At 30.4% G+C, this 11,891-nt stretch carries 15 protein-coding genes; 1 reads left to right on the top strand and 14 read right to left on the bottom strand.

The genetic code is table 11. The features are described 5' to 3' along the window. Window position 1 precedes the first annotated feature (1 nt). The 6 genes from OCV55_RS00230 to OCV55_RS00205 all read right to left on the bottom strand — a co-directional run bounded on the left by OCV55_RS00230 (window position 2) and on the right by OCV55_RS00205 (window position 4,437). On the bottom strand, window positions 2-175 hold the full coding sequence (locus OCV55_RS00230; RefSeq protein WP_167693747.1) for a hypothetical protein: 174 nt from the start codon (window positions 173-175) through the stop codon (window positions 2-4). Window positions 176-319: 144 nt separating this feature from the next. Further along, entirely contained in the window at window positions 320-1,537 is a 1,218-nt protein-coding gene (locus tag OCV55_RS00225) for an iron-containing alcohol dehydrogenase (RefSeq protein ID WP_022001846.1), read from the bottom strand. A 131-nt stretch (window positions 1,538-1,668) separates the two neighbouring features. After that, window positions 1,669-2,556, bottom strand: coding sequence for a LysR family transcriptional regulator (locus tag OCV55_RS00220; protein ID WP_119363764.1), 888 nt, complete (start codon window positions 2,554-2,556; stop codon window positions 1,669-1,671). A gap of 71 nt (window positions 2,557-2,627) precedes the next feature. Further along, window positions 2,628-3,143, bottom strand: coding sequence for a DUF5662 family protein (locus tag OCV55_RS00215; RefSeq protein WP_119363765.1), 516 nt, complete (start codon window positions 3,141-3,143; stop codon window positions 2,628-2,630). Next, the gene (gene scpB / locus OCV55_RS00210; protein ID WP_032090609.1) at window positions 3,143-3,709 is read right to left on the bottom strand and encodes an SMC-Scp complex subunit ScpB; all 567 of its coding nucleotides are present in this window, start codon (window positions 3,707-3,709) and stop codon (window positions 3,143-3,145) included. The genes OCV55_RS00215 and scpB overlap by 1 nt, the downstream gene beginning before the upstream one ends. Further along, window positions 3,709-4,437 (bottom strand): segregation and condensation protein A, encoded by a 729-nt coding sequence (locus tag OCV55_RS00205; RefSeq protein WP_032090610.1) that lies wholly within the window; start codon window positions 4,435-4,437, stop codon window positions 3,709-3,711. The genes scpB and OCV55_RS00205 overlap by 1 nt, the downstream gene beginning before the upstream one ends. A gap of 93 nt (window positions 4,438-4,530) precedes the next feature. Between OCV55_RS00205 and OCV55_RS00200 the strand changes: the two genes are divergently transcribed. Next, window positions 4,531-5,352 (top strand): hypothetical protein, encoded by an 822-nt coding sequence (locus OCV55_RS00200; RefSeq protein WP_032090611.1) that lies wholly within the window; start codon window positions 4,531-4,533, stop codon window positions 5,350-5,352. A 68-nt stretch (window positions 5,353-5,420) separates the two neighbouring features. On the opposite strand, the gene OCV55_RS00195 is transcribed toward OCV55_RS00200, so the two are convergent. The 8 genes from OCV55_RS00195 to trpC form a co-directional block, all read right to left on the bottom strand. Then, entirely contained in the window at window positions 5,421-6,692 is a 1,272-nt protein-coding gene (locus OCV55_RS00195; RefSeq protein ID WP_032090612.1) for a spore germination protein, read from the bottom strand. Continuing rightward, window positions 6,689-7,039, bottom strand: a complete 351-nt coding sequence (gene spoVAE, locus OCV55_RS00190; RefSeq protein ID WP_032090613.1) for a stage V sporulation protein AE — start codon at window positions 7,037-7,039, stop codon at window positions 6,689-6,691. The genes OCV55_RS00195 and spoVAE overlap by 4 nt, the downstream gene beginning before the upstream one ends. After that, on the bottom strand, window positions 7,036-8,040 hold the full coding sequence (locus OCV55_RS00185) for a beta-ketoacyl-[acyl-carrier-protein] synthase family protein (protein WP_147579459.1): 1,005 nt from the start codon (window positions 8,038-8,040) through the stop codon (window positions 7,036-7,038). Before OCV55_RS00185 ends, spoVAE begins: the two co-directional genes overlap by 4 nt. Then, window positions 8,018-8,461: a stage V sporulation protein AC gene (gene spoVAC, locus OCV55_RS00180; protein WP_032090615.1), complete on the bottom strand. Its 444-nt coding sequence runs from the start codon at window positions 8,459-8,461 to the stop codon at window positions 8,018-8,020. Before spoVAC ends, OCV55_RS00185 begins: the two co-directional genes overlap by 23 nt. Window positions 8,462-8,576: 115 nt before the next feature. Further along, entirely contained in the window at window positions 8,577-9,350 is a 774-nt protein-coding gene (trpA, locus tag OCV55_RS00175; protein WP_147579458.1) for a tryptophan synthase subunit alpha, read from the bottom strand. Next, a complete protein-coding gene (trpB, locus tag OCV55_RS00170; protein ID WP_032090617.1) occupies window positions 9,343-10,524 on the bottom strand; it encodes a tryptophan synthase subunit beta in 1,182 nt (393 codons plus the stop codon). The genes trpA and trpB overlap by 8 nt, the downstream gene beginning before the upstream one ends. After that, window positions 10,514-11,107, bottom strand: coding sequence for a phosphoribosylanthranilate isomerase (locus OCV55_RS00165; RefSeq protein ID WP_147579457.1), 594 nt, complete (start codon window positions 11,105-11,107; stop codon window positions 10,514-10,516). The genes trpB and OCV55_RS00165 overlap by 11 nt, the downstream gene beginning before the upstream one ends. Next, window positions 11,094-11,885, bottom strand: coding sequence for an indole-3-glycerol phosphate synthase TrpC (gene trpC / locus OCV55_RS00160; RefSeq protein WP_147579456.1), 792 nt, complete (start codon window positions 11,883-11,885; stop codon window positions 11,094-11,096). Before trpC ends, OCV55_RS00165 begins: the two co-directional genes overlap by 14 nt. Between the last annotated feature and the right edge of the window lie 6 nt (window positions 11,886-11,891).

The following is an 11,891-nucleotide window of genomic DNA, read 5'->3' as shown; positions in this document are numbered from 1 at the left end:
CCTATAATTCTTGATACATTCTTGTACGTTTCACATCTAAATATTTCCAATATTTTCTTTCCCTACCACCTACAGCTATTACTAAATCATCACTGTATCCAAAAACTCTGGCAATTGTTCCTTTTTTCACTTTAGAAATATGAGTTAATTTTCCATCTAATATTGCATACTTCATAATAGCTACCCCCTTTATCTATCTTTATTATAGATAAATAAAAGAAATATTGTTTTCATAAGTATGTATTAAACACCTAAAAAACGTATTTATAGTATATATACATAAAAAAGAGGTCCTCTATTTAGGACCTCATTTATACTATTAGAAATCTACTTCTGTATCATAGTAGCAAGCTTTTAATAAAGCAACCATTTCATCATGGTTTGGAATACGTGGGTTTGATCCTGTACATGCATCAGCAATTGCATTATCAGCAATTTCATCAACACGTGCTAAGAAGATATCTTCTGGAACAAATCCAGTTTCAGCTGGCATACCATCTGCGCCATATTTATTGATTCCATGAGGAATATTTAATTCATCATTCATACCTCTTAAATATTTAATTAATAAAGCAACTTTTTCATCATCATCTGCTCCACCTAAATGCATGTAATCAGCGATGACACCATAACGTTTTTTAGCTGTTGGATCTTTTGCATTGAAAGCAATAACTTTTGGTAAATACATTGCATTAGCTGCACCATGAATAATATGTCCACCTTGATCAACGAAAGCAGCACCTGTTTTATGTGCCATTGAGTGAACGATACCTAATAAAGCGTTAGAGAATGATTGACCAGCTAAACATTGAGCATCATGCATTGTATCTCTTGCTGCCATATCTCCATTATATGATTTTACTAAGTTAGCTTGAATTAATTCAATTGCATGAATAGCAAGTGGATCTGTATAATTACAGTTTGCTGTAGAAACATATGCTTCAATAGCATGAGTCATTGCATCCATACCAGTATGAGCAACTAATTTAACTGGCATTGTTTCAGCTAAATCAGGATCAACAATAGCAACATCTGGTGTAATTTCAAAGTCAGCGATAGGATATTTAATTCCTTTATTATAGTCTGTAATAATTGAGAAAGCAGTAACTTCTGTTGCTGTACCACTAGTAGATGGGATAGCACAGAAATGAGCTTTTTTACGTAATTTTGGAATACCAAATACTTTGCACATATCTTCAAATGTGATATCTGGATATTCATATTTAATCCACATAGCTTTTGCTGCATCAATTGGTGAACCTCCACCCATGGCAACAATCCAATCTGGATTAAATTCTTCCATAACAGCTGCACCTTTCATAACAGTTTCAACTGATGGATCTGGTTCAATACCTTCAAATAATTTAACTTCCATTCCAGCTTCTTGTAAATAGTTAACAGCACGATCTAAGAAACCATTACGTTTCATTGATCCTCCACCAACACATACAATAGCTTTTTTTCCTTCTAATGTTTTAAGGGCTTCTAAAGCACCTTTTCCATGATATAAATCTCTAGGTAATGTAAATCTTTGCATAACTTATTCTCCTCTTTTCCTATCTCTAATGATAGCACTTACATTTATTTTTGGTTAGATACTAAAAAGGCATAGTGATATGCCTTTTTTTATATATCAAGTTATTTTTTTCACATTACATGTGCATTTTTTCACTTCACTTGTTCGATTCCATTTTTCAAACATTCTATAAAATTTTGATCTTCTTTTGATAAAACATATCCTTTTCGATAAATTAAGTAATCAACATAGGGTATTTTCTTATCTTTACATGCTTTTAAAACAAAATCATTTTGTTTTAAAAGCTTTTTAGGCATTGGGGCAACCCACATATAAGTTTCTGGAATCTCACTTAAAAGTTCAAATTGTATTCCTCTTTCATAAATGTTCATATGCTTATGATTATGATGATCTTCTTGAATATGAATATCTCCATGTTTTAATTCAATTTGTTTCTTTAAATCTTTCATATAGATATCTTTATCTTTAAGAGGATTACCTTTTGAAATAAGAATTTGATAATCAAAAGTAAATAGTTTTTCATAAGTCAATTCTTTTAAATTTAAAATATTGAAATAATAATCTTGATCTCTTAAAGGAAAACGTACAATTCCTAAATTATTTTCTCCATCATAAACATTTTGAATCGTATCAATTGAATTCGTTTCTCGATAATTTAGATTCAATTCCTTTTTCATATTATTATCCATTTTTAAATATTCAATAAAAGCTTCTGAGATGTAACTTGAACGAGGGACACAAATATCTAAATTCAATTTATGAGGATCATCCTGATACATATTTTTTAAATAATCTACTTCTTGAACAATTTTTTTAGCCTGTGATAAAAATTCTCTTCCTTTAGTTGTTGGAACAACCCCTTTATTATGCCTTTCAAATATCTTTATATTAGCTTCTTCTTCTATTTCTTTAATAATTTTAGATAAACGTGGTTGATTAATATAGAGATGCTGTGCTGCTTTAGAAATAGATTCATATTTTTCAACTTCTATTAAATATTTTAAATGTAAAAAATTCATCTTCAAGCTCCTTAAATATAATGTAACTATTATATCATTTCTATAAAAAAATTCTATGCAAAACATAGAATTTATAAATAAGTTTCTTTAATATAATCAATTGTTTCTTCTAAATTACTTTTAGATAAATGAACTAACATATCTTTAATCATTGCATCTGTTTCTTGATGAATGACATAATAACCATGTGTCTTATTATAATAATCTAAAGGAGCCGATACATCAAAATTTTCTCCACGGTAAACCATTGTTGCTGCTACTCGATCACAAAACATTTCCACAACATACTTTGTAGGCATTTTGGCAGGAACAACCCCTTCTCTTGAAAAATCAACCCAATATTCCCAATGATGTTTATTTCTTCCTTTATGATGAAGCCAAGCGGAAGAATAACCAATCGTTTCTCTTTCAATTGAATTAGGTGAACGCGTCCCTACCCAATATTTAGCACCTGTTTTTAGTTCAGTTGGCGAATATTTTGATAAATCATGTAGTAATCCTTGTTTATATAAACCACATTTAAAACAAAGCATTGTTACATAGTATTTATGTTTATTAATTGTTTTTAAATGATTGATGAGTTTCACTATAAATCCCTCTCTTGATATTTCGTTTTAAATATATCTTCATCACTTTCTGTCTCTACAACATCACCAAGTTCTGGAAGTTCATCTAAAGACGCTAAAGAAAAAGCATCCATAAATTCATCTGTCACCCCATATAAAATAGGAAGTCCTGGACTTTCTTCTCTGCCTACTTCTTTAATAAGTGCTTTAGCAATGAGTTTTCTAATCATGCCATCACAACCAACTCCTCTAATATCTTCAACTTTAGCACGAGTAATTGGTTGATTATAGGCAATAATAGCGAGTGTTTCTAAAGCTGCTTGAGAAAGTGTTGCTTTTGATTGTTCTACCATTTTTTGATAATAAGGAAAATATTGAGGATTCGTTGCAAGTTTATATTTACCACCAAAATCAACAACTTGTAGGCCATCAAAGCCTCTTTTTGAATAAGCTTCTATAAAATGATCCATAGCTTCCACAGCTTCTTTTTTAGAAATTTCTAAAATCAGTGATAATTCTTTTATATCAATACCTTCATCACCTTTTAGATAAAGGATACCTTCTATAATATTATTATAATCTTCCATTACTCTTTCCCCTCTACATAAATATCATCAAACAATCCTTCTTGGATAATTTCAACTTCTTTATCATTAGCTAAAACTAAAATCGATAAAAATGTCACGATAAAATAATAGCGATCTCCTCTATCAAATAATTCATCTAATTTTACCCTTTTATTAACTCTTACTTTAAAATAATTTCTAATTTGATCACTTCTTTGTTCAATGGAAATATCTTTTTTAGAAATATGTGTATCTAATGGTCGTGATAACATTTTTCTTTGATACATTTTTTGCATAGCCTTCATTAAATCATATACTTCTAACCCCTTTGGAATCATTGTTGAAGTATCAATGACATATTCTTCCATATTATTAGAGGGTTTAATCAACATAGATTGTCTTTTTTCATATTTTTCTTGAATCTCGTCTAAAACATCTTTATATCTTTTATATTCAATAAGTCTTCTAATGAGTGCTTCTCTTGGATCTTCTTGATACTCATCTTCAATTTGTACTTTTTCTTTAGGTAAAAGCATTTTACTTTTCATTTCAATAAGCTGTGCAGCCATGACTAAATATTCAGACATCACTTCAAGTTGTGATGATTCCATCATATGTATATATTGTAAATATTGATCTGTAATAACTGATAATTCAAGTGTTTGTAGATCCATCTCTTTTTCTTTAATTAAATGTAACAATAAATCTAAAGGGCCTTGAAAATCATCCAATATAACTTGATATTCCATTATTTCACCTCTTAGGTATTATAACATAAATTTATATTTTGTATTTATTATGTTGATTATTTCCTATATAATACGCCTGAAAGGGGTTATAAAATGTTTTCATTATCATCAATTATATTAGCTTTTTTTGCAGGAATTTTAGGAACACTAATTGGTGGAACACAAACCTTTATTTGTACAGGTTTTGTCGGTCTCCTTATATTTTTATTAGAACATGTTGGTGTTAATACCACATTTTTAAATGAAGCTTTATCAAATAATTTATTTTTACCATGTATTATCTTTAACGCTGCAGGACTTGCAACTGCCTATGCAGGAACAAAACATGAAATAAGAGGCGTTGAAACTTCTAGGTCACTTGCTTTTACCAATGATCCAAAGGTTTTACTCGTAGGTGCTATCGGTGGGGTTTTAGGTTATTTGATTTTTGCTTTTGAAAATTATTTTTCATTTCCAGTAGATACCGGAGCAGTTTCGGTTATTCTTGTAGGAGTTTTAGGAAGAATCTTATTCAATCAAGAAGATACATATAATGAAAAGAATTTAGATTTCTTAGAAAAAGCATCTCCTTCATTTTGGGGATTTCAATTTTTAATTGGTTTAGCTGTATCAACAGTTATGGCTTATTTTGCAAAAGAAACAGGTCTTTATACAATTGGTTTTTCAATTAGTGCTTTAACACTTATCTTTGCTTTAAGTGATCCTGCTTTCCCTGCTACACACCATACAACTCTTGTTGTAGGTTATGCAATGGCACAAACAGGTAATATTTTGATTGCTGTTATTTTTGGTATCATTGCTCATTTTATTGGATTAATTTTTGGGATGGTGCTCAATACAGATTGTGGTACACATATCGATCCACCAGCTGTTGCTATTGCTACATGTAGTTTAATTATTTTTACTTTATTTTAAAACAGAGGTTCATATTTAACCTCTGTTTTTTGATAAACTATAATCATTTGATTAATTTAATAAAATTTTTATTTCTTAGGTTCTCTAATAATGAATTGGAGTAAATCTTTTCCATTAAAAGGAATTAATGGATAAAGATAGGAAAAGCCAAAAGGTTTTAATGATATTAAATACATATATAAAATAACTTGATAAGCAATAAAGCCTAGCCAACCAAATAATCCTGAAAATAGAATCATAAATATTTTTACATATTTATTGGTTAAAGATAATTCATAATTAGGTGTGGCAAAACCACAAACATCTCCAATAGATACAAATAAAAGAATCTCTCCTGAAAAAAAACCGAGTTCAATCGCAAATTCTCCTAGTAAAATAGCAGCAATCATCCCCATCGTATTTGAAATAGAATTGGGCGTATGAATGGTTGCAATTCTTAAAAGCTCTACTGCCAGTTCAACTAAAATAATTGAAAATAATTTTTTTAGACTGACACTTCCTTGATTTACAATCAACATCCATAAAGGAACCAAATAAATCGAAAGAAATACAGCACTAAAACGAATTAAACGAATAAAAGTACCAATAATAGGTGTTTGTCGATGTTCTTCAACATGTTCTAGAATTTCAAACAAAGTTGTAGGTAACATCATAACAGAACTTGAAGTATCGCATATAATGGCAAGATAACCATGATGAATGTGTGTAGAAACCACATCTGGTCTTTCACTGTATCTTACAAGGGGAAAAGGATTATAACTTTGGTCAAAAATCAATTCTTCCAAAGCACGATCTGTCATAATTAAATCTTCATTTTTTATTTCATTAAGTCTTTCTTTAATACTTTTTAACATGGTTTGATCTATTTCGCTTTTTAAATAACATAAACAAATATCTAATTTATTTTTTTTACCTACAACAACTTTTTCCATTACTAAATCTAATGTACGAATTCGTCTTCTAATCAAACCTGCACAATTTAATAGATTTTCATTAAATCCATCTTTACTTCCTCTAACCGATTTTTCTGTATCTGGTTCTTCGATTGAACGTGTAGGAAAATGTCTTGTATCTAAAACATAGACTTTACTTTTATCTATATCTTTAACGATTGCACAACCTGTAAGCATCGCATATTCGTAATTTTCTTTATTTAATTCTTCTTTGACATCTCCATTATTTAAACAATCTTTTAAAGTTTTTCCTTTTGCATTTGTAATTCCTTCAACCAAATAAGCAATCAATTCATCAGAACATAAACTAGAAATATAATCAATTTCAATTTTTCGACCATCAAAATCTAAATATCTAACATTTAAATCAAACGAAGGGTTTTTCATGATTTTGGTTTAAAGAAAAGAGCAATAATAAACGCAAATAAAATGGCCGAAGAAATTCCTGCTGCTGTTAAATCAAACATTCCCATTGCTAGACCAAAGACCCCGTATTCTTTTGTCATTGCCATGGCCCCATGCATTAAAGAATGGCCAAAACTCGTAATAGGAAGCATTGCCCCTGCATGAAAAATTTTAATCAAGCGATCATAAATATGAAATAAATCTAACAGTGCTCCTAGTACAACAAAACTACATGTAATATGTCCTGGCGTTAATTTAGTATATTCATAAATTAGTTGAGCAACAGCACAGACAAACCCACAAAACAAAAAGGATAAGACGTAATTCATTTGACAACCTCCAATACATAGCCATGACAAACACAAGGAATCGATAATTTTTGATTTGTCATCACCGGATTTAACAAAGCCCCTGTTGCTAGAACAAGCACACGTTGATACTTTCCTTTTAACATCATCTGATAAATATAGCCAAAACTAACAAGTCCATTACAAACAGGACCACTTCCTCCTTGATAGACATTTTGAGTAACATCATAAAGCAAACAACCACAATCATCATACTCGTTATACTTTTGATTTTCTTCTTTTAAAAGATCTTTCATAATTGTTTTTCCATAACGAGAAAGATCTCCGGTTAAAATTAAATCATAATAAGTACCATCTCTCTTTAGATCTTTCATATGTTGTAAATAGGTATCTAAAGCTGCTGGTGCCATGGCACGCCCCATATCATTAGCGTCATATTGATCGAAGTCGATGACTTTTCCTAAAGTAATAGATTCAATTCTTATTTGACTTGGTTTATTTGATAAAAAGACAGCGACACTTCCTGTAGCCGTAAAAGTCATCGTTTCTTTTCTTTGTATACCATATTCTAAAGGATATCTAAATTGTCTTTCTGCTGTGGCATTATGAGAAACTGTACAAGCCATAGCACTATGAATATTATGATTTTCAATCATAATTGAAGCATTTGCTAGAGCAAGTCCAATCGTACTACATGCACTATATAAGCCAATAAAAGGTCGATGTAAATGATTAGCGTAATAATAACACGCTGTAATTTGATTATTTAAGTCTCCTCCAAAATATAAATCAATTTCTTCTTTTTTTACTTTTCCTTTTTTTAAACAAATAAGGATAGCATCTTTCAGCATTTCAATTTCTGCCTGTTCATAACTTGCATGATGATGATAATGATTAGGATAATGTTTATCAAAATAATGTCCTAAAGGCCCTTGATGTTCAACAATTCCTGCTGTTGTCCCAACACTTTGAATATAAACATCTTGAAAAACAAAACTACTACCAGAAATAGGTGATGACATAACGAATTCCTCCTAATACAAATGAAGCAACAATTCCAAAAGTAATCACCGCTCCACCAAGTTTAAAAATATTAGCCCCTATTCCCGTCACGAAACCTTCACTTCTTGCCTCCATTGCACTTGAAGTCATCGCATTTGAAAAACCTGTAATAGGAATAAAAGAACCTGCCCCTGCAAAATCACCTAAACGGTCATAGATTCCTAAACCCGTTAGTATTGCTGCAATTAAAATAAGAGTAATCAACATAATAGGGGTGGCTTCCTTTTCACTAAAAGAAAATAATTCTTTGTAAAGATTTAAAAAAAATTCTCCTATCATACCAATCACTCCACCCACTAAAAAAGCACTTGCTGTATGTTTTAATACTTGCTTTTGTGGTTTATTTTTATCTGCAATTTCATTATATTTTTTTATATTCATAGATTTACCTCCACATTTTTAGGATAGACAAAAATAATGAATATAAACATTTTAATTAAATTATCGATATTCGATATAACTAACAAAATAAAAAGGCAAGACTTAGCTTGCACTTTTATAATTCATTTGTAAGTGATTGAATATATTCTTTTAAAGGTTCATCTGCTTGACTTCCATGTTCTTTAATAATATTAACAATTGCACTACCAACAATGACACCATCAGCATATTGTTTAAACTCTTTTACTTGTTCTGGTTTATTAATACCAAAACCAATAGCTACTGGTGTATTTGTTACTTGACGAATATGTTCAATAATTTCTTCAAGATTATTAGAAAATGAAGTATTATCTCTTGTCCCTGTAACACCCATTGACGATACAAGATAGATAAATCCTTTTGCTTCTTTTGCAATCATTTCAACACGATCTTTACTTGTTGGGGCAATCATTGAAATTAAAGTAATATCATAATTATAACAAACATCTTTGACTTCTTGGCTTTCTTCATAAGGTAAATCTGGAAGAATAATACCATCAATGCCAACTTCTTGACATTTTTTAAAGAATTCATCATAACCGTAATGGAAAACAACATTTAAATAAGTCATAAAACATAAAGGAATATCACTTTTTTCTCTTACTTTTTTAACCATTTCAAAAACATCATCTGTTGTAACTTTGTTTTTTAAAGCACGTACATTTGCTTCTTGAATGGTTGGTCCTTCAGCAATTGGATCAGAAAAGGGAATACCAATTTCAATCAAACTAGCCCCTGCTTGTTCCATATCTAAAATATAGTCTACTGTTTTATCTATTACAGGATCTCCTGCTGTTAAAAACCCAATGAAGGCTTTTTTATTTTCAAAAGCTTTATATATTCTATTCATAGATTTCTTTCCCCCTATATCTTGCAATCGCTGCAACATCCTTATCTCCTCTACCTGAAAGACAGACAATTAAAATATCATCTTTTTTCATAGTTGGTGCTATTTTGATTGCATGTGCAATCGCATGTGCACTTTCAATGGCACAAATAATTCCTTCAGTTTTTGCAATGTATTCAAAAGCATCCACTGCTTCATCATCTGTAACTGGTACATATTGCGCACGTTTTGTATCATGTAAATAAGCATGTTCAGGTCCAATACCTGGGTAATCTAAACCGGCTGAAATAGAATAAACAGGTGCAATTTGACCGTATTTATCTTGACAGAAGTAAGATTTCATTCCATGGAAGACACCTAATGATCCTGTCGCAATTGTTGCTGCTGTTAAAGCTGTATCGACACCTTTACCAGCGGCTTCGCAACCAATAAGTTTTACATCTTTATCATTGATAAAATTATAGAACATTCCCATCGCATTACTTCCACCACCAACACAAGCCATCACAGCTGTAGGAAGTTTACCTTCATATTCAAGAATTTGTTCTCTTGCTTCTTTAGAAATCACACTTTGGAAATCTCTCACCATCATTGGAAATGGATGAGGTCCCATCACAGAACCTAAAACATACATCGTATCATCCACACGTTTTGTCCATTCTCTCATTGCTTCATTGACCGCATCTTTTAAAGTCATTGTCCCTGTAGTTACAGGATGTACTTTAGCTCCTAAAAGTTCCATACGATAAACATTTAAAGCTTGACGATCTGTATCTTCTTTTCCCATAAAAATTTCACATTCAAGTCCAAGCAAGGCTGCTGCTGTGGCTGTAGCTACACCATGTTGTCCAGCACCAGTTTCAGCAATAATTCTTGTTTTTCCCATTTTTTTAGCCATTAAAGCTTGTCCTAATACATTGTTGATTTTATGAGAACCTGTATGGTTTAAATCTTCTCTTTTTAAATAGATTTTAGCGCCACCTAAATCTTCTGTCATCTTTTTCGCATAATATAATAAAGATGGTCTACCAGCATATTCTTTTAATAATGTATTAAGTTCATCATTAAATGCTTGATCATTTTTATAAAATTCATAAGCCTCTTCAATTTTATGAATTTCACTCATTAAAGTTTCAGGTATGTACTGTCCCCCATGTATTCCATATCTACCTTTCATTTCTAACTCTCCTTACGATTTCCTTAATTTTTTCCCTATCTTTAAAACCATCTGTTTCAACACCACTTGAAACATCTAATCCATAAACATTCAGTTTTAAAGCTTCATCAATATTAGAAAGATTGATTCCCCCTGCCAAAAATACAGACTTATTGACTTCTTTCAACATAGACCAATCAAAACTTTCCCCAGTTCCTCCAGAACCATAATCGAAAAGATAATAATCAACGTCATAGTCTACATTGAAAGAATCATCATTTTTAATTTGAATTGCTTTAATAATTGGAACATCTATTTTTTGTTTTAAAATCTTTATATATTCATTTGTTTCTTGACCATGCAATTGTACAAGATCAATAACATCATTTTTAACTAATTTTTCAACAAAAGAAATATCCTCATTTACAAAAACACCTACAACTTGAATCGAAGATAAAAGACCTTTTTTTAATTCTTTTGCCTGATCATAAGTAATCTTTCTTTTTTTTCCCGCAAAAACAAAGCCAACATAATCAGGTTGATATGTATTTACATAATCAACATCTTCGCTTCTTTTTAAACCACAAATTTTAATCTTCTTCATCAATACCTTTTAAAACTTCTAATGTATGTCTTTTATCATGGCTTTTCATCATAGCTTCACCAATTAAGACAGCATTTACATGATGTTTTTCTAATAATTCAATATCTTTTCTTGTTTTAATACCACTTTCAGAGACAAAGATAACATCATCATCGACCATATCTCTTAATTTTAATGTTGTATTTAAATCAACACTGAAATCTCTTAAATCTCTGTTATTTACACCAATAATTTTAGCGCCTACACGCAACGCTTTTTTTACTTGCATTGAACTGTGTGTTTCAACAATTGCTGACATACCTAAATTATGCGCTAAATTAACACAACGCATTAATGTAATTTCATCTAAAACACCTGCAATTAATAAAATCGCATCTGCTCCTAAGATTTTAGCTTCATAAACCATATATTCATCTACAACAAAATCTTTTCTTAAAACAGGAATTTTCACAATACGTTTGATTTCTCTTAAAAAATCATCATCCCCTTTAAAATAATCAGGTTCAGTTACTACTGAAATAGCATTTGCTCCAATCATTTCATATTCTTTCGCAATTGCTTTAAAATCAAAAGTGGAAACAATTTGTCCTTTTGATGGTGAATGTCTTTTAACTTCTAAAATATAAGACATTCCATCTTTTTCTAAAGCTTTTTTAAAAGGAAAACTTTGGTCAATAGGCATTGCAAAGGCTTTTTCTTTTAATTCATAAATTGAATGACGTTTTTTATTTGTTTCAACACGTTCTTTTGTACTTTCAACAATATCTTCTAAAATCATAATATA

The organism is [Clostridium] ammoniilyticum (genome assembly GCF_025566905.1).
GTDB classification, from domain to species: domain Bacteria; phylum Bacillota_I; class Bacilli_A; order Erysipelotrichales; family Coprobacillaceae; genus Faecalibacillus; species Faecalibacillus intestinalis.
The sequence above is the reverse complement of the archived record's forward strand: the minus strand, read 5'-3'. Positions and strand labels throughout refer to the sequence as shown.